General features: G+C 38.7%; 27 protein-coding genes. 11 read left to right on the top strand and 16 right to left on the bottom strand.

Going from position 1 to position 22,924, the window contains the following annotated elements:
* Positions 1–23: 23 nt before the first annotated feature.
* Entirely contained in the window at positions 24–782 is a 759-nt protein-coding gene (locus FJR09_RS24100) for a peptidylprolyl isomerase (protein ID WP_015079041.1), read from the bottom strand.
* 445 nt (positions 783–1,227) lie between these two features.
* Here FJR09_RS24100 and FJR09_RS24095 point away from each other — a divergent pair, with 445 nt between their 5' ends.
* Positions 1,228–2,568 (top strand): 16S rRNA (cytosine(967)-C(5))-methyltransferase, encoded by a 1,341-nt coding sequence (locus FJR09_RS24095; protein ID WP_015079040.1) that lies wholly within the window; start codon positions 1,228–1,230, stop codon positions 2,566–2,568.
* Between the two features lie 227 nt (positions 2,569–2,795).
* Here the strand turns inward: FJR09_RS24095 and psb35 are convergent, their stop codons facing one another.
* Positions 2,796–2,990 (bottom strand): photosystem II assembly protein Psb35, encoded by a 195-nt coding sequence (gene psb35, locus FJR09_RS24085; RefSeq protein WP_015079039.1) that lies wholly within the window; start codon positions 2,988–2,990, stop codon positions 2,796–2,798.
* 83 nt (positions 2,991–3,073) lie between these two features.
* The gene (locus tag FJR09_RS24080; protein WP_371416386.1) at positions 3,074–5,449 is read right to left on the bottom strand and encodes a transglycosylase domain-containing protein; all 2,376 of its coding nucleotides are present in this window, start codon (positions 5,447–5,449) and stop codon (positions 3,074–3,076) included.
* Between the two features lie 263 nt (positions 5,450–5,712).
* On the opposite strand from FJR09_RS24080, the gene folK reads away from it, so the two are divergent.
* Positions 5,713–6,201 carry a 2-amino-4-hydroxy-6-hydroxymethyldihydropteridine diphosphokinase gene (gene folK / locus FJR09_RS24075; protein ID WP_168652902.1) on the top strand — a complete coding sequence of 163 codons (489 nt, stop codon included), beginning with the start codon at positions 5,713–5,715 and terminating at the stop codon, positions 6,199–6,201.
* Positions 6,202–6,300: 99 nt separating this feature from the next.
* A complete protein-coding gene (locus tag FJR09_RS24070; RefSeq protein WP_015079036.1) occupies positions 6,301–6,849 on the top strand; it encodes an NUDIX hydrolase in 549 nt (182 codons plus the stop codon).
* A gap of 37 nt (positions 6,850–6,886) precedes the next feature.
* Here the strand turns inward: FJR09_RS24070 and FJR09_RS24065 are convergent, their stop codons facing one another.
* Positions 6,887–7,666 (bottom strand): phosphate ABC transporter ATP-binding protein, encoded by a 780-nt coding sequence (locus FJR09_RS24065; RefSeq protein ID WP_041457730.1) that lies wholly within the window; start codon positions 7,664–7,666, stop codon positions 6,887–6,889.
* Between the two features lie 153 nt (positions 7,667–7,819).
* Between FJR09_RS24065 and FJR09_RS24060 the strand changes: the two genes are divergently transcribed.
* Positions 7,820–9,046, top strand: a complete 1,227-nt coding sequence (locus FJR09_RS24060) for a lipopolysaccharide assembly protein LapB (RefSeq protein ID WP_168652901.1) — start codon at positions 7,820–7,822, stop codon at positions 9,044–9,046.
* Positions 9,047–9,488: 442 nt separating this feature from the next.
* Here FJR09_RS24060 and FJR09_RS24055 read toward each other — a convergent pair whose 3' ends face one another.
* Genes FJR09_RS24055 through cysT form a run of 3 tightly spaced genes read right to left on the bottom strand, consistent with a single transcriptional unit; the run spans position 9,489 to position 11,503 of the window.
* On the bottom strand, positions 9,489–9,755 hold the full coding sequence (locus FJR09_RS24055; protein WP_148760713.1) for an NIL domain-containing protein: 267 nt from the start codon (positions 9,753–9,755) through the stop codon (positions 9,489–9,491).
* Positions 9,756–9,807: 52 nt separating this feature from the next.
* Positions 9,808–10,647: a sulfate ABC transporter permease subunit CysW gene (cysW, locus tag FJR09_RS24050; RefSeq protein ID WP_168650888.1), complete on the bottom strand. Its 840-nt coding sequence runs from the start codon at positions 10,645–10,647 to the stop codon at positions 9,808–9,810.
* A complete protein-coding gene (cysT, locus tag FJR09_RS24045) occupies positions 10,634–11,503 on the bottom strand; it encodes a sulfate ABC transporter permease subunit CysT (RefSeq protein ID WP_015079030.1) in 870 nt (289 codons plus the stop codon). Before cysT ends, cysW begins: the two co-directional genes overlap by 14 nt.
* 201 nt (positions 11,504–11,704) lie before the next feature.
* On the opposite strand from cysT, the gene FJR09_RS24035 reads away from it, so the two are divergent.
* A complete protein-coding gene (locus FJR09_RS24035; protein ID WP_168650918.1) occupies positions 11,705–11,854 on the top strand; it encodes a hypothetical protein in 150 nt (49 codons plus the stop codon).
* Here the strand turns inward: FJR09_RS24035 and FJR09_RS24030 are convergent.
* Positions 11,838–12,950: a sulfate ABC transporter substrate-binding protein gene (locus FJR09_RS24030; protein ID WP_168652904.1), complete on the bottom strand. Its 1,113-nt coding sequence runs from the start codon at positions 12,948–12,950 to the stop codon at positions 11,838–11,840. The two genes, FJR09_RS24035 and FJR09_RS24030, sit on opposite strands and share 17 nt — an antisense overlap.
* Before the next feature lie 484 nt (positions 12,951–13,434).
* On the opposite strand from FJR09_RS24030, the gene FJR09_RS24025 reads away from it, so the two are divergent.
* Positions 13,435–14,325, top strand: coding sequence for a sulfate ABC transporter substrate-binding protein (locus FJR09_RS24025; protein WP_174782881.1), 891 nt, complete (start codon positions 13,435–13,437; stop codon positions 14,323–14,325).
* 599 nt (positions 14,326–14,924) lie between these two features.
* On the opposite strand, the gene FJR09_RS24020 is transcribed toward FJR09_RS24025, so the two are convergent.
* Positions 14,925–15,698 (bottom strand): class II glutamine amidotransferase, encoded by a 774-nt coding sequence (locus tag FJR09_RS24020; protein ID WP_015079027.1) that lies wholly within the window; start codon positions 15,696–15,698, stop codon positions 14,925–14,927.
* A 252-nt stretch (positions 15,699–15,950) separates the two neighbouring features.
* Between FJR09_RS24020 and msrB the strand changes: the two genes are divergently transcribed.
* Complete coding sequence (gene msrB, locus FJR09_RS24015) at positions 15,951–16,445, top strand: peptide-methionine (R)-S-oxide reductase MsrB (protein WP_015079026.1); 495 nt, start codon at positions 15,951–15,953, stop codon at positions 16,443–16,445.
* Positions 16,446–16,581: 136 nt separating this feature from the next.
* The gene (locus FJR09_RS24010) at positions 16,582–16,920 is read left to right on the top strand and encodes a hypothetical protein (protein ID WP_015079025.1); all 339 of its coding nucleotides are present in this window, start codon (positions 16,582–16,584) and stop codon (positions 16,918–16,920) included.
* Between the two features lie 246 nt (positions 16,921–17,166).
* Here FJR09_RS24010 and FJR09_RS24005 read toward each other — a convergent pair whose 3' ends face one another.
* From FJR09_RS24005 to FJR09_RS23995, 3 genes are all read right to left on the bottom strand, one after another.
* On the bottom strand, positions 17,167–17,928 hold the full coding sequence (locus FJR09_RS24005; RefSeq protein ID WP_015079024.1) for a phycobilisome rod-core linker polypeptide: 762 nt from the start codon (positions 17,926–17,928) through the stop codon (positions 17,167–17,169).
* Between the two features lie 207 nt (positions 17,929–18,135).
* A complete protein-coding gene (locus FJR09_RS24000; protein WP_015079023.1) occupies positions 18,136–18,864 on the bottom strand; it encodes a phycobilisome rod-core linker polypeptide in 729 nt (242 codons plus the stop codon).
* A gap of 140 nt (positions 18,865–19,004) precedes the next feature.
* On the bottom strand, positions 19,005–19,748 hold the full coding sequence (locus tag FJR09_RS23995; protein WP_015079022.1) for a phycobilisome rod-core linker polypeptide: 744 nt from the start codon (positions 19,746–19,748) through the stop codon (positions 19,005–19,007).
* Between the two features lie 80 nt (positions 19,749–19,828).
* Between FJR09_RS23995 and FJR09_RS25650 the strand changes: the two genes are divergently transcribed.
* From FJR09_RS25650 to FJR09_RS25640, 3 genes are read left to right on the top strand one after another with little or no spacing between them, the layout of a single operon-like run.
* Positions 19,829–19,972, top strand: a complete 144-nt coding sequence (locus tag FJR09_RS25650) for a hypothetical protein (RefSeq protein ID WP_168654215.1) — start codon at positions 19,829–19,831, stop codon at positions 19,970–19,972.
* Positions 19,973–20,004: 32 nt separating this feature from the next.
* Complete coding sequence (locus FJR09_RS25645; protein WP_158310545.1) at positions 20,005–20,148, top strand: hypothetical protein; 144 nt, start codon at positions 20,005–20,007, stop codon at positions 20,146–20,148.
* The gene (locus FJR09_RS25640) at positions 20,093–20,269 is read left to right on the top strand and encodes a hypothetical protein (protein ID WP_235081952.1); all 177 of its coding nucleotides are present in this window, start codon (positions 20,093–20,095) and stop codon (positions 20,267–20,269) included. The genes FJR09_RS25645 and FJR09_RS25640 overlap by 56 nt, the downstream gene beginning before the upstream one ends.
* Here the strand turns inward: FJR09_RS25640 and FJR09_RS23975 are convergent, their stop codons facing one another.
* From FJR09_RS23975 to FJR09_RS23960, 4 genes are all read right to left on the bottom strand, one after another.
* A complete protein-coding gene (locus tag FJR09_RS23975) occupies positions 20,270–21,106 on the bottom strand; it encodes a phycobilisome rod-core linker polypeptide (protein WP_015079021.1) in 837 nt (278 codons plus the stop codon).
* Between the two features lie 37 nt (positions 21,107–21,143).
* Complete coding sequence (locus FJR09_RS23970; protein ID WP_015079020.1) at positions 21,144–21,743, bottom strand: HEAT repeat domain-containing protein; 600 nt, start codon at positions 21,741–21,743, stop codon at positions 21,144–21,146.
* Positions 21,744–21,828: 85 nt separating this feature from the next.
* On the bottom strand, positions 21,829–22,659 hold the full coding sequence (locus tag FJR09_RS23965) for a HEAT repeat domain-containing protein (RefSeq protein ID WP_015079019.1): 831 nt from the start codon (positions 22,657–22,659) through the stop codon (positions 21,829–21,831).
* A 16-nt stretch (positions 22,660–22,675) separates the two neighbouring features.
* Positions 22,676–22,915, bottom strand: a complete 240-nt coding sequence (locus FJR09_RS23960) for a phycobilisome linker polypeptide (protein ID WP_015079018.1) — start codon at positions 22,913–22,915, stop codon at positions 22,676–22,678.
* Between the last annotated feature and the right edge of the window lie 9 nt (positions 22,916–22,924).

The following is a 22,924-nucleotide window of genomic DNA, read 5'->3' as shown; positions in this document are numbered from 1 at the left end:
TTAAAATTGATTATTGAAATGTTTTAATCTACTTGAATTCTGACTGTAAGATCCTGAATTTTATCCCCTAGCCATTTCTCAAATAGCTCATTTTTTAGTGATTGTTGTAATTGAGGATCTTCTAAAGATGCTGGGAGAATTTGTTCTAATCTAAATAAGGCAAAACGTCCTTCTATGTCTATGGGATTGATCAATTTTCCTGGGGTGGTTGCGTCTACAGCCGCACGTAATACATCTGGGATAGTTCCCCGACTAATTGGTCCCATCATGCCATTGAATACTCGTTCATCTGCTAATGAATACTCTTTTGCTAGTTGTTCAAAACTACTTCCTTCTTCAATTTGAGTTTGTAGTTCTTCGGCTAATTCCCGACTATCAACTAGAATCCGTGAAAGGATGACTCTATCTAAGTAAATCTTCCTTTCAATAAAGTATTCTGGTAATTTTGATTCTGTGACTAATGCTTTGAGTTTCTCTAATTGAAAGCTAAAGGTAATAGATGTATGAAAAGTTGTATAATCTGTACTATTACTTATTAGCCATTCTTGAAATTTTTGTGGATCAGTTAGTTGATTTTTTAAGCGAAAATCAATAATTGTCTGTTCAATTAATGCCGAACTAATTTCGATATCTGTTCTGGTATTAATTTCTTGTACAATTACGTGCTGACGCAAGACATCACCAATAAAATTCCCCAGTTTACCCGATATTTGTAGATATTTAACTACTTCAGCGAGGGCAATTCCTTGGTCATTTACAGTCAAAAAAGATGAAGATTCCATGAAGTAATTCTGAGCATAAAACTAAAACATCTATAAGACTTTCCATTAAATAATAGAGAAAACAGTAGGGAATGATATCTAGGAATAATAAAGATTCGATAAATTAAATATGTAATTAATATTTGGTGATCAAATATTCTAATTTTTTGATTAATAGTGAACTCAATGATTTTAGATGATTACTATTTTTTATCTGTAAGCAATATGACCAAAATCAAAATGATTTTGCTGTCACTCAATCCAACATCAGACATTAGAGGTATGTTAAAGAAAGTGCTAAACTATCTCTATCTGGGTATATTTTCTTCAACTTACAACCAATTTCCATATAAAGTTTTACTATCGTTTTTATACTTCCAATCTTGTTTGGTAATTGTGATAAAAATATCTTGTATTCCTGTAACCTTTTAGCTAACCTGCAACTTACTTAATTTAAGTTAATTTCATGACCAATCCCCGTCAAGTGGCTTTTATTGCTCTCAAAGAAGTTCATAAAGGAGCTTATGCTGATGTTGCTTTAGATAGAGTGCTACAAAAGTTTAAGTTACCCGACAATAATCGGCGGTTAATGACAGAATTAGTTTATGGGAGTGTGAGAAGACAACGCACCCTTGATGCTATCATTGAGCAACTTGCTACTAAGAAAATTCAGCAACAGCCAAAAGACCTCCGCACCATTTTACATTTGGGTTTTTACCAACTGCGTTATCAAGAAAGAATTCCCGCTTCTGCGGCTGTAAATACTACTGTTGAATTAGCAAAGGAAAATGGTTTTCCTGGTTTAACTGGTTTTGTCAATGGTTTATTACGTCAATATCTCCGACTTGCAGAAAAATCTTCAGAACCGCTAAATTTACCGGAAAATCCGGTCGAAAGATTAGGTATTTTCCACAGTTTCCCTAATTGGATTATTGAAGTTTGGTTAAAAGAATTGGGTTTTGAAGAAACAGAAAAACTCGCTAATTGGATGAATCAAACCCCGACAATTGATTTACGGGTAAATATTCTTCGCAGTTCTTTAGAAGAGGTACAATCAGCTTTTGAATCTGCTGGTGTTTTAGTCAAACCCATTCCCCATTTACCCCAAGCTTTACGATTAATTGGTCATAACGGGGCAATTCAAAATCTACCTGGTTTTAATGAAGGTTGGTGGACTGTCCAAGATAGTAGCGCTCAATTAGTTGGTCATTTGCTTGACCCTCTGCCGGGGAATGTAGTGATTGATGTTTGTGCGGCACCAGGGGGAAAAACTACCCATATTGCCGAATTAATGGGAGATAAAGGCAAAATTTGGGCTTGTGATCAAACTGCTTCCCGGTTACGCAAATTAAAAGAAAATGCCCACCGTCTAAATTTACAATCTATCGAAATTTGTGCAGGAGATAGTCGCAACTTACCGCAATTCTACGATTCTGCTGACCGTGTATTAGTTGATGCTCCTTGCTCCGGTTTGGGGACTATGCACCGTCACGCTGATGCGCGTTGGCGACAAACACCAGATTCTGTGCAAAAACTTTCCCAACTCCAAAAAGAACTCCTATCACATAATGCAGGTTTTGTCAAGGCTGGTGGTGTTTTAGTTTACGCAACTTGTACGCTGCATCCAGCGGAGAATGAACAGGTAATTACGGAGTTTTTAGCCGCAAATCCCCATTGGCAAATTGAACCTCACTCTTTTGATTTATTTAATGATACTGCTCCTGGTTGGTTAAAAGTCTGGCCTCATCAACAGGATATGGATGGTTTTTTCATGGTGCGCTTAAGAAAAACTCAGGATTTCGAGTGAATACCAATACTGATTGTAAGATTTAACAGTTTTGCGTAATTCCCCACCCTCAATGTACTCCTCTCCCAATTGGAAGAGTTGAGCAAGTCTAGTGCAACTAATCCAGTAGCCTACACTACACTGCTCAAACAAATTCAAACGCTTTACCGTTTTTGGGTTGACCTACAGAATTAGGGAGGCAGGAGGCAGGGGAGAATATTTCTTGCCTATTGCCTATTGCCTATTACCTACTCTTTTTCAACCTTGGGGATAATGTTGGGACGATCTTTATTTTCCCAACCGGGGGGACGTTTGGAGTTGTACCAAGCAATTGAACCGATGGTGACAGCAGCGATAAAACCCACCACATACACCAAAGTAAACGCTAAGGGAAAGTGATTTCCAGTGTCTAGCACTGGGACTTGGAGCAATAAATAACTCATGATTATATTCGGCTAATGTAGGTTACAGTTCTTCATAAAGTATAAACTCAGCGAATCCCCTACATCTACCCTAGGAAAAATCTTTACGGTGAAGAATTGGGCTTGAGTCTTTCCCTCCAGGAAGGTTGTGATGATGAAGATCCTTGAGAATTATTCTCTACAGGGGAAGATGACTTTACCTGACCTGATTCTTTGCTGCTCCTGCGTCGTGAACGAGATGATTTAGGAGTAGAGTCGCTATTAGATTCTTTCCTGCGATTGCTTCGTCTTCTGCTCGAGGAAGCCAGTGGATCATTATTTTGTTGACTATAGCGTCGTTTCCGTCTTGGTCTACGTTCTGATGAATTTGCCGAATCTTCCGACTGATTATTGGTTCTTCTGCGTCTGCGTCTGGTTGATGAATCAGAATTGTCGGTATTGTCCTCATCTGATTTTTGATTATAATCATCAACCGATTTATGGAGAATTTTTTTCGGTTTGAGAGGTTGGGCTTTGATAGTACCTTTGCGATTTTCTAAATTAGGTCGGGGTGGAAATTTTTCTACCGGCATTCCCTCTACGGCTTTTTCCATAAACTCATGCCAAGCATAAGCTGCACTACCACTATTACCATAGGTAGGGGTGTTATCATCATTCCCTAACCACACCCCAGCCACTAACTGAGGAATATAACCAATAAACCATAAATCACGGGATTCATCGGTAGTGCCTGTTTTGCCGGCAACTTGTCTATCATCTAATTGAGCCGCAGCACCAGTGCCATCGGTGACAACATTTCTTAACATCCAAGTCATGATGGCGCTAGTATCAGGATCTAAAACTTGCTTAGATTCATATTTGGCTGACCAAATGACATCTCCTTCGCGGTTGAGAATGCGCCGAATGCCATGAGCTTCTATATAATTTCCTTGGTTGGTAAATGTACCATAGGCGTTGGTTAATTCTAATAAGTTGACTTCATTAGAACCAAGAGCCAAGGAATAGTTAGGTTTGAGTTCTGACTTAATGCCCATGTCATGGGCAAGTTTAATGGTGGGTTCAAAACCTATTTCTATTAAGAGTTTTACCGCAATTGTATTGATAGACTTGGTGAGAGCGTCTCTGATATTTAACCAACCAGAGAATTTGTTATGGGAATTTTTTGGCTCATAACCATCTATTGATAAAGGTTCATCTAAATAACTATCGTAGGGACTTTTACCAGTAGCGATCGCTGTAGCATAGACGAAACCCTTAAAAGTAGATCCTGGTTGTCGTTGGGCTTGAGTTACACGATTAAACTGGTTTTTGCTAAAGTCTTTACCACCTACCATGGCCTGAATTTCCCCACTCCGAGGATCTATGGCAACCATGGCCGCTTGTTTAAAGTTTTGCCACTGACCTTCATTTTTTAATATTTTAGCAACTGCGGCTTCTGCTGCTTGTTGGGAAATGGGGTTTAAGGTTGTTTCTACTACTAAACCACCACTAGCTAAGACATCAGCGCCCAGGTACTTGGGCAATTCTTTCTGAACATAGCTAGTAAAGTAGGGAAAATTAACTTGTAACCGTTTGGGTAAACTGCTGTTAACTATTAATGCTTCTTGTATAGCTGCTTGTTTTTGTTCCGGTGTAATTATGCCATCTTCTAGCATCCGCTGTAACACCAAATTTCGCCGTTCTGTAGCTATTTTGGGGTTTTTATCGGGGCCATAGACGTTAGGTGCAGGAGCTAAACCAGCCAGGGTGGCCATTTCTGATAAAGTCAGTTGATCTACGGATTTACTAAAGTATACCCAAGCCGCATCTCCGACACCGTAAGCTCCAGAACCTAAATAAACGAGATTTAAATAACGTTCGAGAATCTGATCTTTAGTCAATTGTCGCTCTATTTTTTGGGATAACCGGACTTCTTTGAGTTTACGCCAAAAGGTTTTTTCTGGTTTAAGGAAGAGAATTCGCGCTACTTGTTGGGTGATGGTACTACCACCTTCTCCTATATTTTGCGATCGCAAATTATTGATAACTGCTCTGGCAATTCCTTGGGGATCAAATCCATTGTGTTGATTAAATCTTCTGTCTTCTGAAGCAATAAAAGCTTTTTTTAAAGTATCTGGTATTTGCTCTATTTTCAGCACTTCTCTGGTAGCTTCTCCCTGCTGTTGTAGAACACTACCATCACCAGCTTTAATTGTCAGAGTTTGCTCTCGTACCAATGCTCTGAGTGCAGACTGATCTGGTAAATTTTTATCTATTTCTAAGATTGTGTAATGGAAAGCAATGATCCCACTACCAACACCTAACCCAGCCCAAAACCAAAAACGACGATAAAAGGGTTTATCGCTGCTGGCAATTTTGCCCAAGATTCCCGATGATAGAGTTGTCATCTGGGTGATTAACTGCTTTGCCTTCACCTGCATTCTCGGTAGTAAGTTTTCATTTGTGGACTCGTCATTTTGTTGATGATTACCTAATGGCAATGGCAGTTTCTCCTGTTTGGTTTGAACGCAACATTTCTGCGTTAATATAATAACCCATATAATACCTCATAAATCATTAACTTAATTCAGTGGTAATATATGTTTTCTACAAAGCTATATTATTGATATTAATATCATTTATGACAATTAAATCATGCAATTTTTGCATAAGAGAACTCCGAAAATCACAGAATCATCATGAATTTTCCTCCCTGTGTCTCCCTGCTCCCTTCAGTTCAACAATTAACTAGGAGTCCGATAGAATGCTAAACAATGCGGCTAGAACTGCGATCGCTCTCGGTAGTAACATTGGCAATTCCCAAGGCATTTTAGCAGGAGCTTTAGAAGCTTTAGCTCAAATATCAGGCATAACTATAGAAGCCAAATCGAGTTGGTATCGCACTAAAGCCATAGGACCAACTCAGCCTGATTACTTAAATGGTTGCGCGATCTTACTTGTGCAAATGTCACCACAGACTTTATTAGAACAACTACTAACAATTGAACAAAAGTTTGGGCGTGAGCGTCAGGAGCATTGGGGGCCACGCACCCTAGATTTAGATTTGTTATTATATGATGACTTAATTTTACATCAGCCAAACCTGCAAATTCCCCATCCCCGCATGACTGAACGAGCTTTTGTTTTAGTTCCTTTAGTCGAAATTGCTCCAGATTGGATAGATCCTATATCTCAAAGAGTAATTCGAGATTTACTGCTAGAGATAGACACGAATGATGTACATTTATTGTAGCGGGTGAAAAAATTACCATTTTTGCCACCCAAAAAGAACTGATAACCACAAAAAACCCCCGTATACGTTCTCTGTATTCACAGACGGTAGAATTTTACTATGCCATTAGGTAGAGAATTACCACAGTTGCTGAAGCAACACTTATTTTATAAAGGACGCAAATTTAACTTTGAAGTTAATCGTTTGCGTTTACCCAACAAATCTGAAGGGGAATGGGAATGTATTCGTCATCCCGGCGGTGCTTTGGCTATACCCATAACCGCAGAAGGTAAGCTTGTACTTGTGCGTCAATATCGGTTTGCAGTCCAGGGAAGACTGTTAGAATTTCCGGCGGGAACTGTAGAACCCAATGAAGATCCTTTAGAAACAGTTAAACGGGAAATTGAAGAAGAAACTGGTTATCATGCTCGTCAGTGGGATAAGTTAGGAGAGTTTTTTCTTGCTCCTGGTTATTCCGATGAAATTATCTATGCTTTTATTGCTAGAGATTTAGAAAAGCTGGAAACACCACCAGAACAAGATGAAGATGAAGACATAGAAACAGTATTACTAACTCCTGAAGAATTGGAAAAAGCCATTTTGACAGGAGAACCTGTAGATGCTAAATCTATTGCTAGTTTTTTCCTGTTGCGTTCATTTTTAAAGTAGGGAACAGGGAACAGGGGGCAGGGAGAAGAGGCTATAATTATCGAGAATAACTACCAGCGTAATCGCGGATACGATAATCTGTGGCTTGAGCTAAAACTTTTTTAGTTGATGCAAATTCTCGTAATTGTCCCACATGATTTTCATTGTATTGAAATAAAGCTGTAAAATCTGCGAGACGAGAGACTTGCTGGATGTTTTGAGAGATAAATATAATTGTCAGTTCAGAACGCAAACACTCAATTAGTTCTTCAATTTTTGTGGTGGTAATGGGATCAAGTCCACAACAAAGCTCATCCATCAGAATAACTTGAGGTTTAACGGCTAAAGCGCGAGCAATGCACAACCTTTGTTGTTGTCCACAAGAGAGTTCCAAAGCTGGTTTATAGAGCTTATTTTTGACTTCTTCCCAAATATCCGCAGATTTAAGAGCTAACTCGACAATTTCATCTAATTCTGATTTTGGTCGCCAGCCAATTAATTTTACACCGTAAGCAACGTTATCATAACTGCTCATGGGAAAAAGATTGGGTTTGGAGTAAATTGTACTAATTTGACGACGGAGACGATTGAGATTAATCCGCCGTTCATAAATATTTTGCCCAAAAAATTCGATTTTTCCTTGGGTTTGGACTTCTCCCTCTAAGTCACTCATGCGGTTGAGAGACTTCAAAAAAGTAGATTTCCCGCAACCACTAGGTCCCATAATGGCAATAATTTTATTTTGGGGAATATCCATTGACAGATTTTCCAGAATTTTTTGCTTATTGTAGTAAAAACTAAAGTTTTTGACACTTATGGCGGGAATTATTTTACTCATATTCAAGAAGAAGGATTTAAGAGGAAGAAAGAAAAAAGCCGAAAATTTGGCATCAGAATACTTGTAAAACTTGATATTTGCCTATAACCTAAATTATGCCCTCTATTGATCTACAATGCTGCGTTTAATTAATGTAAAAAAGGTAAATTAACCATGATACAGCGGTTTATTTTCATCATTACTACTATCATTGTCTGGCATTTGTGTATTTCTAACACATTAGCCAAAGAAAAAAAAATTGAAGATTTGGATAAGTTCCCTCCTAGTCCCTTAGAAATAACTATAACTGACCCGATATTGCCAAATTTACCAGATAAACGGGAATTAACATTAACAGAATTGGAAAAATTAAAGACGGATTTAGATGGATTAAATCAAGAGGCACAGGTGACACTACAAGGAGAAGATAAAAAGAAAGCCTTTGAGATTTGGAATCGTGAACTAAGATTGAGACGCTTTTTAGGCACATTGTCTGAGGTAGAAGCGTTATCAAGAGTGGGAGAAATCGCTTGGAATCAAAATGAACGGGAACAGGTGCGATATATTAGTCAGCGATTACAAGTAATTCAAAGCGAGATAGGAAAACAGAAAAGTACCGATTTACAATTATGGCAATCCCTGGGGAAAGCTTATCAAAAAATCCGGTTTCCTAAATTGGGAATATTGGCTTATGAACAAATTTTGATCTTAGTAAAACAACAACAAGATTCATCTGGAGAAATGGAGACTTTAAAAAATATTGGAGAATTACATTTAAGTTGGTTTGATTATCCCCAAGCTGCTAATACTTACCAAAAACTGTTAAATTTAGCAATTAATCAGGGTGATAAAACTAATGAATTAGGATATTTACAACAGTTAGCTTATATCTATTCCCAAGGAAAACAACCACAAGCAGCAATAGATATATTAAATAAATTAGTCCAAGTTTATACTCGTGAACAAAATTTGAGTCAAATTCCAGCTTTGAAATTAGCGATAGCTGCAAATTATGAATCTCTAGCTCAAAAAGATCCCAATTTAAAACAACAGGCTTTTGATAATTATCAAGCAGCTTATACTGGTGCATGGCAATTAGAACAATACGCTAAAGCTGGAGAAGCATTAGAGAAATTAATTACTTTTTATCGTTCACAAAAACAGATAGATGCGGCTTTACAAACTAGCCAAATTCTCATAGAAACACAAACATTAGCTAACAATTCTTATGGTTTAATGTCAGCTTATGACCAAATTGGTGACTTATATTTAGAACGCCGAGAATCTACACAAGCATTAACAGCATTTCAGAAAGGATTAGAAATAGCTCAACAACTTAAATATCAAGAATTATACTTTACTCAAAAAATTGAAAAGTTAAAACCTGAGATAAAAATGTAGAGAATATCAAGATAAATAAAAAAGTCCGCTAACGCGGACTCTGGACATTGGATAAGGTTAAGTTGTCACCAAGAGAGCCTACAAGATGTTAGACTTATTTATATTTTTACTAATTGATTTGAGAAAATCAAGTGGTTTGATTTAAGAATTAGGACATAATTCCGATATTTATGTCTGAAAAAAAAGGAGTTTATTGATGATTATTTTTACAGATGGATATCTCCCATTGCTTAAAAAGGTGAGGAATCTGAGAAATTGCGGACATAACTAAGATTGTTTTGTCTAAGAGGATGCTTGAAAAGTCTTTGGTCATGTATCCAAAATCTTGATATCCCCCTAAATCCCCCTTAAAAACGGGAGTTAGGGGGGATATTGATACAACTGAGCGATAATTCTCCTCCATCTCCTGTGGCTCTGTTGCTTAACCTAAGCTACAATTTTTTCACCAATCACTAATGCTATTTTCATCCCAAACTTGCAATTTCAATTCTTGTAAATAGGTTAACCCATTGTGAATTTGTCCATTTGTTCCTTGTAAATCTAAATCAAACCAACCATCACCTACAGCATCCTGTCCGAGAATTGCGGCTTTGATATTCACAGTCAAGCCATATTCTGAAACTAGGCGAGAAATTACAGGTTCTTGATGATGATCTTGGGGAATTCTGACGCGAATTCGCTTGTTTATCAGGGTATTTTCACTACTCATAACCACCTCTAAGATGTAATTTAATAGTTGTCTAGAAATTACCTATTACCCATTATTCAACTTCTTTAATTTCAGTTTTTCGTTCTATGATTTCCTTCAGAATCAAGGTGATAACTGCCAGAAATGCTAACAATACAGCAGCAGAAAAAGCAGCTTCTGTTTCATATTGTTTGTAAGCATCTTCCACAAATAATGGTAAAGTCTGGGTTGTATTGGCAATGTTACCAGATACCACAGAAACTGCACCAAATTCACCCATGGCTCTGGCATTTGTCAAGATTAAACCGTAGAGTAACCCCCAACGAATACTCGGTAAAGTTACCCGCCAAAAAGTTTGCCAATCGTTTGCACCTAATGTTCTGGCAGCTTCTTCCTGATCTTTGCCAAATTCTTCTAAGACAGGAATTACTTCTCTGGCCACAAAAGGCATACTCACAAAAGCGGTAGCCATAAGCATCCCTGGAAAAGCAAAGACAATTTTAATATCATGGGCTTGTAACCAAGGACCAAACCAGCCCTGTCTCCCGTACAATAAGACTATCATTAGCCCAGCGACGACTGGGGAGATGGAAAAGGGCAAATCAATGATACTGAGAACTATAGCGCGTCCAGGGAATTTATGTCGAGCGATCGCCCAAGCCGCGCATAATCCAAATACTGCATTTACAGGGATAGAAATCGCAGCTAGTAATAAAGTTAACCAAGCTGCGTGGAGAAATTCCGGTTTTGCCAGGTTAGATAAAAATGGTCCAGTTCCCTTTTTGAAAGCTTCAAAAAAAACATTAATAGCTGGAATATATTGAACCAGAAATAGGTAGGAAATTGCCACGCCAATTAAAACTGCCGGTACCCAACTCTGTTTTTTTGGTTTTCTGATTTTATCTATTGTCATATCTTCTTGCCCAAGCTTGTAAGAAATTAATTGCTAATAACATTACCAAAGAAATTCCTAATAAAACCACACCAATTACAGTTGCACCAGCATAGTCATATTGTTCCAACCGCTGGAAAATTAACACAGGTGCAATCAAATCTTTATAGGGTGTATTAGAAGAAATAATTACTGTTGAACCATACTCCCCAACTGCGCGGGAAAAACCCAAAGCTACACCAGTTAAAATTGTCGGAAATAAAGGCGGTAAAATCACTTTCCAAAAAGTTTGCCATTCAGAAGCACCTAAACTCCAAGCAGCTTCTTCAATTTCCGATTCCATTTCTTGCAGAACAGGTTGCACAGTTCTTACTATAAAGGGTAACGATATAAATATCATTGCCACTCCTACCCCCAAGCGAGTAAAAGATACCTTAATCCCCATTGGTGCTAACAATGAACCCAACCAACCATTCTCACTGTAAACTGTTGCCAGTGTTAAACCTGCTACGGAAGTTGGCAAAGCAAAGGGTAAATCTACTGTGGCATCAATAATCCGTTTCAAAGGAAAATCGTAACGCACTAATACCCAAGCAATCAAAGTTCCAAACACACCATTCAGCAAAGCTGCAAATAATGAAGTAACAAAGGTAACATTATAAGTTGCTAATGCTAACTCGCTGGTGGCAATTTCCCAAAACTTCGCAGGAGCTACCGTACCAGCTTTGAGAAACATGGCCACAATGGGAATAAATAACATCACAGTTAGATATCCCAAAGTAATCCGCCAAGTCCAAGGAAGATGAATCAAATTATCTACAAATACCTTCCAAATGGGAGGTTTAATATTAGTTTTTACAGCCGCAGATTCAGTCATAATTTTGTTAGTTGTCAGTTGTCAGTTGTTAGTAGGGGCGAAGCATTTGGAAGATAAATTATCGGTCATTGCCAAAAATAGTTCTCCAAATGCTTCGCCCGTACAGTTGTTAGTTGTTAGTAGGGGCGAAGCATTTGGAAGATAAATTATCGGTCATTGCCAAAAATAGTTCTCCAAATGCTTCGCCCGTACAGTTGTTAGTTGTTAGTTGTTAGTTGTCAATTACCAATTACCAATTACCAATCACCAATCACCAATCACCAATCACCAATCACCAATCACCAATTACCAATCACCAATCACCAATTACCAATTACCAATCACCAATTACCAATTACCGTTTATTTTTAGCTTGAATTTGGTCAAAAATTGCCCCATCATTAAAGAACTTTTTCTGAACAGCATCCCAACCACCTAATTCTTGAACTGTACCTAAAGTTTTTATTTGGGGATATTTGTCAGCAAATTCTTTAATCTTAGCTACTGTTTCATCTACAGGACGAAATCCTACTTTAGCAAATTCCCGTTGTGCTTCGGGGGTAAACAAATATTTAACAAAAGCTTCTGCTACTTCACGATTACCATGTTTATCAACATTTTTATCCACAACAGCAATAGGATTATCAATGGAGATATTTATATCAGGAAGAATGTAATTTGTTTTTTCGCCCTTGTCTTTTGCCAAAACAATTTCATTTTCATAGTTAATCAAAGCATCACCTTGACCTTGTTTAAAAAATGCGTCTGTAGCTTCACGAGCATCTTTGGTTAATACAGGGACATTTTTATAAACTTTGGTCACAAAATCAATAGCTTTAATTTCATCTCCACCAGTTTTAATGACTGAATTCCAAAGGGCGAGAAAATTCCACCGCGCTACCCCAGAAGTTTTGGGATCTGCGGTAATTAGTTTAACATTATCTTTGGCTAAATCAGCCCAATTCTTAATCCCTTTGGGGTTGCCTTCACGAGTGACTAAAGCTGCAACAGACTTAGAAACAATACCATTATTAGGAAATTCTTTCTCCCACCCAGGTTGAATTAATCCCGCTTTTTCAATTTTCTGCGTATCTAAAGCCAGGGCTAGATGAACAATATCTGCTTCTAAACCATCAACCACCGCACGAGTTTGCGAACCGGAACCACCATAGCTCTGTTTAAATACTACAGTTTGGTTATGTTCCTTTTGCCATTTTTCCACAAATTTGGGAATAATAGTAGCGTGAGCAGCTTTAGTAACAGCAAAGGATACAAGGGTTAATTCTACATTCTGTTTTTTACTCGTATCAGTAGTTGCATTCGGGGAACTACTGTTGTTTGTTCCAGTGCAAGCAGCAAGAGATACACTCAATACTGTCCCTACTAAGAAAAGTGATACAAAGCCTTTGAGCGAATTTGGACTAAACCTCAGTTGTAGTCGTTTTCGTAATTGTTGCCACAAATTCATCTTTTGTCCTTCTGTGAGACTACGGTTAATTAATGAAAATACCATTATTGCAGGTATCCGGTTATCAAAACTAGTAAAAACTGCATATTGACGATAGGGAATATGGTGATTTTACCAGTTTCAAGAAAAATTACAATGCCTTTCAATGACAAGTATCAATTTTTAATTATCTTTATGGAGTTACGATGGGAAATTACTTAATTAATTTTCAGTTTTTAATACTTTACTTAAATAAATATTTGAAAATAAATATAGAGTTTAATCTGTTAAAAGATTTGCCATATAAACTTTATAGGCATTAAAAGCCGAAAAATATATTTGCAATATTTAATACATACAATACCCGATGGGAAAATAGTTGTTTTTAAGTGCAAAAACTATTGATTTTATTTATGACATCTGGTACGCTCTTTCTCTAGAGGTTAAATACGTTATCTTTACAGAGTTACCGTAGATTATATTTAAACCAATTTTAGGACATCCCATGACAGATAATTCTGCCAACACCGCAAAATTTGTTCCCATAACAAAGCCGTTTTTTCCGGCTTTATTCTTAGCAACAGGTTTAAGTATAAGCACTATTTTGCCTGTATTTGCAGGTACAGCCCAAAAGACGCAACTAATCAGTCAAAGTGGTAAAAAAGTTGAACTTACCTTAGTCACTTACGCAGTCACCAAAGCGGCTTACTCAAAAATTATTCCCGATTTTGTGGCAAAATGGAAAAGAGTAGTTACCCTGGAAACTCGCGCTGGTAATCCCAAAAATATCAAAAATTGGACTGATTTAACAAAGCCTGATGTTAAAATTATTACTGCAAATCCCAAGACATCTGGTGGGGCTAAATGGAATTTTCTCGCTTTATGGGGTTCAGTAGTTAAGAATGGCGGAAATGATGCCCAGGCGTTAAAGTTTGTAACAGATGTGTTTAAAAATGTAGTTGTATTACCCAAAGATGCCAGAGAATCAAGTGATGCTTTTTACAAAAAAGGTCAGGGTGATGTATTAATAAACTATGAAAACGAAGTCATTTTAGCTGCACAGCAAGGCAAAACAGATACTTCTTACATAATTCCTCCAGTAAATATTTCGATAGAGGGACCTGTTGCAGTTGTGGATAAAAATGTTGATAAGCATGGAAATCGTGAGGTTTCTGAAGCTTTTGTCAAGTTCCTTTTCACTCCAGAAGCACAACGTGAATTTGCTAAAGTTGGTTTTCGTCCAGTTGACCCAACTGTGTCTAAAGAAGTAAAAAGTAAATTCCCTTATATTGCCCGACTCTACACTGTAGCTGATCTTGGCGGTTGGAGTGGTGTCCAGAAGAAATTCTTTGCAGATGGTGCGATTTTTGATAAAATTCAACGGGGAAGACGCTAAATATAGCAATTCTTGATTGATTGTCATATATTCTTGGGTCACGGTGTAGACAAAGTTTTTGTAGCGATGCAGGATTTTTGCAACCGTGATTTACAGCACTTTCCGGTGTTATGAGGTACATATCCAGCGGGCAAGATGCCCGCACTACAAGAGTTTCATAATTCAAGTTTGTACCTCATGAGAGCGAAATCTGCTGTAAGAACAATTACGACGGACTTCTGTTTTTTCCCAAGTGCCAATTATTATATTAACTAGTAGTGATGGAGCTTTTGATCGAGTTCGGGCTAAGAGGATGTTTTAAAAGTTTTTAATGTGTAAACAGACCCCTCTCCAAACCTCTCCCCTGGTAGGGGAGAGGCTTTAAAAACCCCCTTCCCTACAAGGGAAGGGGGGAAGGGGGGTTAGGTTTTTGGAGATTATGGGTTTCATATAATACTTTTCAAACAACCTCTAAGGTATTTGGGGCAACTGATTTTATTAATAAACCTATCAAAAAGGAGCAGATATTTACAATATTAAATAAGCATTTACTAACAAGTTCTAGAAATGAATATCTCCAGAATTTTGCTTTGTCTTATTAATAAAATAGTTGTCAAAAATTAGGCAAATTTTAGGGGTAAACCATCCTGAAATATGAGTAATTCTCCGGGTTGTATTTGTGTCCAAACTTCGTTATCAGTTAGGGGTGTAGTCACAATCACAGCCACGCGATCTTTAGATGTAGTCAATTCACTAAAATCTACAGTCATCTCTTCATCAATTAAATGAGCCGCAGCAAAAGGCGCTTGTCTAATAATGTAGCAAAGTTTAGTTGAGCAATAGGTGAAAAAATGCTCACCATCTGATAATATGTAGTTAAAAGATCCAAAGGCTGCTATTTCTTTGGTAATTTCATGTAATGTCTGATAAAGTTCCTTTAGCGGTGGTTGTTCTTGAGGAAAATGCGATCGCAAAGTATTGAGAATTAAGCAAAATGCTTTTTCGCTGTCCGTAGTCCCCACAGGTTGAAAAATACCATTATTTTCCGGGTTAAAGTCTGGTAAATTACCATTATGAGCAAATACCCAATATCTTCCCCACAGTTCCCGACGGAAAGGATGACAGTTTTCCAAGGCTATTTTGCCTTGAGTAGCTTTGCGGATATGGGCAATTACATGAGTAGAATGAATGGGATACTGACGGATAAAATCGGCAATTGGTGACGCGATAGAGGCTTCAGCGTCTAGAAAAATTCGACATCCTTTGCCTTCAAAAAAAGCAATTCCCCAACCGTCGCTATGTTCATCTGTTTTTCCTCCCCTGGCAGAAAAACCTTCAAAGGAAAAGCAAATGTCTGTCGGTACGTTGCAATTCATTCCTAGCAGTTGGCACATTAGTTTTGTAGTTGTAAAGATCAACTAAAGAATAACTGATTATTTTTGATGGAACAGGTACAATTTGGACATTTAATTATCAAATATTAATAAAAACCTGTTTGGAGAAACTCATCGTGGTAATTAGTATTACATATTCTTTTTCACTAAGCAAGACGTTTTTAGGTGATTTTCATCAATTTCTCCTGGAGGATTTAGAAATTTATGGGAGTTTCTTGGTCATGGAAGCAAAAAATAGCAAATAATAGAATAATGAACAAACGCCATTTTTTGCAAATCAGTACAGTTTTAATCGGTACAGCCTTTTTTTCCCGTTATATCAATTGGAGTTCAGAATCTATGGCACTTTCTAATCCAGAGTTTACAGTGACAAAAACAGAGGAAGAATGGAAGAGTATCCTCACACCAGAACAGTTTCGGGTATTGCGGAAACATGGTACAGAACCCTCCCATACCAGTTCTCTCGATAAGCAATATGAACCTGGTACTTATGTCTGCGCTGGGTGTGGACAAGCTTTGTTTACTGCTGATACTAAGTTTAATAGTGGTACTGGCTGGCCAAGCTTTTTTAAACCCATAGAGGGGGCGATCGCTACTACTACAGATAGAACATTTTTCATGACCCGAACTGAAGTCCATTGTAGTAATTGTGGTGGACACTTAGGCCATGTTTTTAATGATGGACCAAAACCAACTGGTCTCCGTTACTGTATGAACGGTGTATCTTTGCAGTTTACACCTGCGTAGATCACTAATACGGTTCACTTTTTAAACTCTCTCAAGGGGTGCAAACCCCTTGTTTTATTCTGTCAAAAGCAGGAAATTGGAATATAGCAGGTAGAGTTTACATAAAATTGTCGAAAACAAGGATAAGGATTAGATAATGCAAGTTCTCAAAAGATCCATCAAACCAGAAAGTTATATATCGTTTCTCCACATTTACCAAACTACTTGGGGGACTGCTGGTGATATTTGTTTAGTTCGGGAATCTGTAGCTGAATCTAGTGCATCTAAGTTTGTGGGTCGCAGAATTAAATTAGCTCTCCCTAAAGGTATGGAACGTGATTACTTAGTGAATATTCCCATCATTAAAATTGCAGGTTACGTAGGTGAAGGGCATCCTAAAGATCCCCAGTCTGAATGGGAGGCTTATGATGGTATAGATCCAGAAATAGCGATCGCAGTTTTAAAAATTTGGGACTTCAAGTTAATTGAGTTATAGGAGATTCTACCTCAAGGTACATCTTTAAAGGCAAAAAAATTCCTGTTTGCAAAAACTATGGGAAGCAGCGCAAAAAATTGAGAGTGCGTCAAGAATTATCTTCCTAACGCACCCTATAAATTGAAATTTTTTTGGTAGACTTAGTACACAACAGCGGAAGTTAACTAACTATTAAAAATAACTAAAAGCAGATATTACCAGCTTTTTTAATTTTTAATAATTAATTTTTAATTCCGCCTTGCGCTACTAGCGTTTACCACGGTAAGGAACAGCATTGAGGTAATCAATGTCAAAAGAAGATAACTTTTGAGCATAGTTACCTTTACCAGATACAGAAGCAGCCATATCTGCAAATTTAGCAGGATCGCCTTCTTTTAAACGCTTTGCTTTTGCCTTAGCAGTGTAGAAGTTTTCCAAGGTAAAGCGCCAGTCGGTTTTGACTGTACCGGCTGTTTCTTGGAAGTCGGCACCGTAACGAGGAGTTACCAAGTTAAAAGGACGATCTACAAACCGCTTGCGTTGGTAAGGTACGGTATTATCACCAAAGTTTTGGGTGTATTCTGCGCTGTCTAATAAAACATCAACAAAGCCGCCAAAGCCCTTGTTACAAATAACAATTGACCAAGCAATTTCTTCTTTTTTATTGTAAGCACAACGACCCAATAAACGCTTGAGGGTGATGTCTACTAAACGGTAGTTGTTGTTAACAGAGACAACTAAACGATAGAAAGCTTCAGATTTAGCTAAACCCCGGATAAAGTCACGAACTGACAAAGAACCGTTTTTAAGTTGAGACTCTAAAGTAACTTGACGGTTAAACTTGAGAATTTCATGTTCGCTGAAAACTTGACGATAAGCAGCCCAAATGATGTTTGTCATGTCAGTGTAAGAACTAACATCTTCAATCCGATAGATATAAGGTGTATCTTCATTTTGGTCAGCAACGCCAAAGCTGGCCACCCGGTGATTTTGACTACTTGGATTGTATTGAAGTAATGGCAATGCCATATTAATTTTCTCCTTTTATGATCAAATTAAACAAAGAAAGATTTCGTTCTAGAAATACCCCGCCCAGAACTGAAGTTTAGGGCTAATAACTAAAGTCCGTTAAAACGGACTATAAACTTTTTTTTCAGTCGTCTTGAGACGACTTTTGCTATTAGACTCAGAATTCATTCTGAGGCGGGATTACTTACTTATTTTCCCCTCAAAAGGCTAGTAGATATCACTAATTCCTAACCAATTGAGAATCAACAAGAAAGTAATGCCTGCGGTTATTACCAGTAATACAGCAGACAATGCCCCCAAATCAACATTTTGCCCAGAGCCTGGGTAGAAACCTCCACGCCATTGACGAAGATACGGCCATTTTTGGACAATACCTGCCCGGTCACGATAATCAGCACCATAGCGGGGAGTAAAACTGATTGGGCGGTCTGTGGTCATCCGTTTGCGTTGATAGGGTACGGTATACTCGCCAAAGGCTTGTTCATACTCACTACTATCAATCAAAACATCCACAAATTTTCCCCAACCTAAAGTAGCAATTTGAATTGACCAGGCAATTTTTTCTTGCTCATTGTAGGGAGAACGACCTAAGATCCTTTTCAGGAACATTTCTACCAACCGATAGTTGTTATTTGGTGTCACAACTAGCTGATAAAATCGCTCTGATTTCACCAAACCACGAATGAAGTCTTTAACCGTAATTGACCGATTTTTGAGTTGAGTTTCTAAGGTAATTTGGCGGTTAAATTTGAGAATCTCCTGTTCGTTGAAGACTTGGCGATAAGCAGCCCAAATTAGTTGTTCAATTTCGCCGGCAGAGTTAGCATTTTCAATGCGGTAGATATAAGGATTGTCCTCGTTAATATCTGCCGTACCAAAGCTGCTAACTCTTTGGTTTTGAGTTGTAGGTTTGTATTCAAGTAAAGGAATTGCCATTTTAAAGAACCTGCCTTTTGGTAAATTTGGCATTTCAAAATGCTCTAATACTTAGCAAACTAACTAAAATTAAAATCCTTAAAAAAATACAAACGTTATCACTTTTGTAACCGAGATTACCCAGCTAGTTAAAAAACTATCTAGCGTCCGGGAAACCCAGCACTAGGACTAATAGAAACAGGGATACCTGTTGATGTCGTTTCCTTGGTAGTGTTAGGAATTTGGATATTGGCAGTGCTAACTGGTGTGTAAGTCACTGTTTTAATCTTAATGGAATTTGCCATATCCAAAAAGTTTTTAATGTCACCCCATTTATAACGAGCTTCTTCAAGTTGGTCGCGCCAGTAATCGCTGTATCGTGGTGTTACCAAATTAAAGGGTCTATCCTTATAACGTCGTCTTTGGTAGGGAACGATATTTTCCCCAAAGTTGCTTTGATATTCTTCAGAATCGAGCAAAGCGTCAACAAAACCACCCCAACCTTTGGTAGCAATCACAATTGACCAAGCGATTTCTTCTTTGTTGTTGTAAGGTGCGCGACCTAATAACCGTTTCAGCCCAATTTCTACTAATCTGTAATTAGAATTACTCTGAATTACCAAACTTTGGAAAGCGTCAGATTTAGCTAAACCCCGGATAAAATCGCGGACGGTAATAGCTTTGTTTTTTACTTGGGATTCTAAATGAACTTGGCGATAAAATTTGAGAATGACGTGTTCGCTAAAAAGTTGCCGATAAGCAGCCCAAATTAATTCTTCTACTTCTCCACCAAAGGCGTAGTCTTCGATGCGGTAAATTGTGGGTGTATCTTCGTTGGGAACTTCATAACCAGAAACGCGCTGGTTTTGAGAACTGGGTTTGTATTCTAGTAAAGGTATTGTCATGTTTGTCAGTTGTTGGTTGTTAGTAGGGGCGAAGCATTTGGAAGATAAATTATCGGTCATTGCCAAAAATAGTTCTCCAAATGCTTCGCCCGTACAGTTGTTGGTTGTTAGTAGGGGCGAAGCATTTGGAAGATAAATTATCGGTCATTGCCAAAAATAGTTCTCCAAATGCTTCGCCCGTACAGTTGTTAGTTGTTAGTAGGGGCGAAGCATTTGGAAGATAAATTATCGGTCATTGCCAAAAATAGTTCTCCAAATGCTTCGCCCGTACAGTTGTCAGTTGTTAGTAGGGGCGAAGCATTTGGAAGATAAATTATCGGTCATTGCCAAAAATAGTTCTCCAAATGCTTCGCCCGTACAGTTGTCAGTTGTTAGTAGGGGCGAAGCATTTGGAAGATAAATTATCGGTCATTGCCAAAAATAGTTCTCCAAATGCTTCGCCCGTACAGTTGTTGGTTGTTGGTTATTTTTACCAATTACCAATTACCAATTACCAATCACCAATCACCAATCACCAATAACTAATTTTTGGCGTTAGCAGGAATATAACGATAAGGTAAAGAAACTGCTACAGGTTTAATTGTGGGTTGTTCTTGATGATCTCTGCTTGTATCAGGGATTTCGCTGCTACTAACAAAAGATTGGGCAGTGGCCAAACTCCGTTGGTAGTTGCATTCGTTGGTAATAATAGACCCAGCCATAATGAAGAAGTTGGCAGGAATTGCCCGACGGATATCTGCTGTAGTTAGTTGTCCTGATGTGCGGATGCTATAGTAGGAACGGCCAGCCATTTCGCGAATGTTTTGGGTATCGCGCCAGTCAGAACCATAACGGGGGTTAGCCAGGTTAAAGGGGCGTGAACCAAAACGACGACGTTGGTAGGGGACAACATCATCACCAAAGTTATCTAAATACTCGTCTGATTCTAATAAAGCATCTATAAAACCGTGTAAACCTTTGGTCGCAATGACAATTGACCAAGCGATTTCTTCGGCTTTGTTGTAAGCAGCCCGGCCTAAGAACCGTTTTAAGGTGATGTCAACTAAGCGATAGTTGGAGTTGGTATCTGCTACTTGGGTGCGGTAAACCTCTGATTTACCTAAACCCCGGATAAAATCACGCAGGGTAATTGCCCGATTTCGCAGTTGTGATTCTAAAGCGGTTTGCTTATAGCTGGCTAAAATCAGGTGTTCGCTGAAAATTTGGCGGTATGCAGCCCAGATGATGCTATCAATATCTTGATCTGAGGTAGCCCGATCTAAGCGATAAATAGTTGGGGTGTCTTCGTTGGGGACTTCATAACCTTCTACTCGCTGGTTTTGCGATTTGGGCGCGTATTCTAGTAGTGGTATTGACATCTTTACTTTTACCTTGTTATATGGTATATAAATCAGTTTACTGGCTACAGGCCAACTGAACGCGAGCGCGAACTGCTTTTTCAGGATCGTTAGTCAGCATTAATTGAAATTTAGCAAGAATAGGCGATTGGACTAGAGCTACTTTTGCTAAAGCTTGTAATCCAACAATAGCAGCATAACGAATTGACCAGTCTGTATCTTCACAGATAAAGAGAAGTGTCTCTAGGGCGCGGTTGATGGCTATTTGACTGGCGGAAATGTCTAGCTTCTGCCAATGTAGATTTCCTAGTCCCTTAGCAGCGGCACGGCGAACACTGGGGGCAAAATCAGTGAGTGTTGTAGAGATGAGAATATCCAAAGCACGGGGATCTGCGATCGCTGCGAGAGTGCGAATCGAATAAGCCCGTGCGCCATAGTTATAATCATCAATTTGGTCTAGCAATTGTGGAACTGCTATTCCTCCCAACTGCGTCAATGCTGCTGCTGCCACTATGGCTGCTTCTGGATTGTTATAACCAAAGACAGCAATTAAGGTCGGAATTGCCGATGGATCTTTGGCTGCTGCCAGATTTTTAACTGCTGTCACCATCTGGGAAGGTGTGTCTGCTACGGTAATAGCCCGAATTAGTTCATCCATTTTTCCGTTGTCAGTGGTCAGTGGTCAGTGGTCAGTGGTCAGTGGTCAGTAGTTTTACAACTGACAATTAACAACTGACTACTGACTACAAGAGTGAATCCATGAGATTCATGACTCGGATAGCTTGTTCAGAAATACCAAAAGTATCAGACTGTTTTGGCAGTTGATACTCTAATAATCCTTTCAAAGCGATAAGTTTAAAGCTATTTTCCACTTGCGCTTGGGCGATCGCTTCTGCTGCGGCCAAATACCCAATTGCCCCCAAGTCCCCCAAAACAACGCGGCGCATTTTCAAATCACCTGTGGCCAAAGTTGTCACTAATAACTCACCATAAATAGAGTCTTGTGTCAGTTGGTACATGGCTCTGGCGGCGGAGCATTGCAATCGAGGAACTGAATGCTTGAGAAAAGGCTGAACAAGGGAAGTAGCCTCAGTTGCACCCATAGCTCCCAAGGCTTCTATTACTGCTGTATAGGGCTGGGTAAGGTGGGGAAAACCAGGTACTTGTACAGCAGCCTCAACTCCCCCATCTAGCAGTTTTATCAGGGCTGGTAATGCGGTTTTATCTCCAAGCATAGCTAAAGATTGGGCTGCTGCTTCGCGGACATAAAAATCAGCACATTCTAAACACCTAATCAAACCTGGTACGGCTTTTAAATTGCCTAATTTACCAAGCGCCCTGGCAGCATTACGCCGTAAGGGATAACCACCCAGTTCGGTTCTGTCAGATTCATCCTCTAGCGCAGCAATGAGCGCGTCTATGGCTTCTGGCTGACGAACTCGGAACTTACCCAACCACCAAGCAGCATAATAGCGGAGACTTAAATCTGATGATTGCAGGTTAGCAATAGCTATCTCTGGTGTCAGATTTGGTGCATTCTGGGCAGAATATTCTTCTCCACTGGTTTCTATCATTGCCAGGAAGTTATACTTATTCTGCTACTGTCAAAGCTTCAATTTTGACGATTCTGCCACCTAAACGGCTAATCCGCTGCATTTCTTCAGTCATGCGTCCGTAGGGTACGGTAATAAATACGCTACCACTGCGGCGAATGTCGAATTTATTTTTGTCGGTTTCTTGGTTTTGCTTTAAGCCGACAACTTCGTAACGAAACACGCGGCTGGCAGATGAAGAAACACTACTAGCACCAAGTGTGGTTTGACCGAACATTACTTCTAT

This window comes from Dolichospermum sp. UHCC 0406 (genome assembly GCF_009712025.1).
Classification (GTDB): Bacteria; Cyanobacteriota; Cyanobacteriia; order Cyanobacteriales; family Nostocaceae; genus Dolichospermum; species Dolichospermum lemmermannii.
Note: the sequence above shows the minus strand (reverse complement) of the source record. Positions and strands in the feature narration are given on the sequence as shown.

Excerpts from the sequence above, each read along its gene's own strand:
- FJR09_RS24100 (WP_015079041.1), bottom strand. The coding sequence starts at position 782 with ATGGAATCTTCATCTTTTTTGACTGTAAATGACCAAGGAATTGCCCTC.
- FJR09_RS24095 (WP_015079040.1), top strand. The coding sequence starts at position 1,228 with ATGACCAATCCCCGTCAAGTGGCTTTTATTGCTCTCAAAGAAGTTCAT.
- psb35 (WP_015079039.1), bottom strand. The coding sequence starts at position 2,990 with ATGAGTTATTTATTGCTCCAAGTCCCAGTGCTAGACACTGGAAATCAC.
- folK (WP_168652902.1), top strand. The coding sequence starts at position 5,713 with ATGCTAAACAATGCGGCTAGAACTGCGATCGCTCTCGGTAGTAACATT.
- FJR09_RS24070 (WP_015079036.1), top strand. The coding sequence starts at position 6,301 with ATGCCATTAGGTAGAGAATTACCACAGTTGCTGAAGCAACACTTATTT.
- FJR09_RS24065 (WP_041457730.1), bottom strand. The coding sequence starts at position 7,666 with ATGAGTAAAATAATTCCCGCCATAAGTGTCAAAAACTTTAGTTTTTAC.
- FJR09_RS24060 (WP_168652901.1), top strand. The coding sequence starts at position 7,820 with ATGATACAGCGGTTTATTTTCATCATTACTACTATCATTGTCTGGCAT.
- FJR09_RS24055 (WP_148760713.1), bottom strand. The coding sequence starts at position 9,755 with ATGAGTAGTGAAAATACCCTGATAAACAAGCGAATTCGCGTCAGAATT.
- cysW (WP_168650888.1), bottom strand. The coding sequence starts at position 10,647 with ATGACAATAGATAAAATCAGAAAACCAAAAAAACAGAGTTGGGTACCG.
- cysT (WP_015079030.1), bottom strand. The coding sequence starts at position 11,503 with ATGACTGAATCTGCGGCTGTAAAAACTAATATTAAACCTCCCATTTGG.
- FJR09_RS24030 (WP_168652904.1), bottom strand. The coding sequence starts at position 12,950 with ATGAATTTGTGGCAACAATTACGAAAACGACTACAACTGAGGTTTAGT.
- FJR09_RS24025 (WP_174782881.1), top strand. The coding sequence starts at position 13,435 with ATGACAGATAATTCTGCCAACACCGCAAAATTTGTTCCCATAACAAAG.
- FJR09_RS24020 (WP_015079027.1), bottom strand. The coding sequence starts at position 15,698 with ATGTGCCAACTGCTAGGAATGAATTGCAACGTACCGACAGACATTTGC.
- msrB (WP_015079026.1), top strand. The coding sequence starts at position 15,951 with ATGAACAAACGCCATTTTTTGCAAATCAGTACAGTTTTAATCGGTACA.
- FJR09_RS24010 (WP_015079025.1), top strand. The coding sequence starts at position 16,582 with ATGCAAGTTCTCAAAAGATCCATCAAACCAGAAAGTTATATATCGTTT.
- FJR09_RS24005 (WP_015079024.1), bottom strand. The coding sequence starts at position 17,928 with ATGGCATTGCCATTACTTCAATACAATCCAAGTAGTCAAAATCACCGG.
- FJR09_RS24000 (WP_015079023.1), bottom strand. The coding sequence starts at position 18,864 with ATGGCAATTCCTTTACTTGAATACAAACCTACAACTCAAAACCAAAGA.
- FJR09_RS23995 (WP_015079022.1), bottom strand. The coding sequence starts at position 19,748 with ATGACAATACCTTTACTAGAATACAAACCCAGTTCTCAAAACCAGCGC.
- FJR09_RS25650 (WP_168654215.1), top strand. The coding sequence starts at position 19,829 with ATGCTTCGCCCGTACAGTTGTTGGTTGTTAGTAGGGGCGAAGCATTTG.
- FJR09_RS25645 (WP_158310545.1), top strand. The coding sequence starts at position 20,005 with ATGCTTCGCCCGTACAGTTGTCAGTTGTTAGTAGGGGCGAAGCATTTG.
- FJR09_RS25640 (WP_235081952.1), top strand. The coding sequence starts at position 20,093 with ATGCTTCGCCCGTACAGTTGTCAGTTGTTAGTAGGGGCGAAGCATTTG.
- FJR09_RS23975 (WP_015079021.1), bottom strand. The coding sequence starts at position 21,106 with ATGTCAATACCACTACTAGAATACGCGCCCAAATCGCAAAACCAGCGA.
- FJR09_RS23970 (WP_015079020.1), bottom strand. The coding sequence starts at position 21,743 with ATGGATGAACTAATTCGGGCTATTACCGTAGCAGACACACCTTCCCAG.
- FJR09_RS23965 (WP_015079019.1), bottom strand. The coding sequence starts at position 22,659 with ATGATAGAAACCAGTGGAGAAGAATATTCTGCCCAGAATGCACCAAAT.
- FJR09_RS23960 (WP_015079018.1), bottom strand. The coding sequence starts at position 22,915 with ATGTTCGGTCAAACCACACTTGGTGCTAGTAGTGTTTCTTCATCTGCC.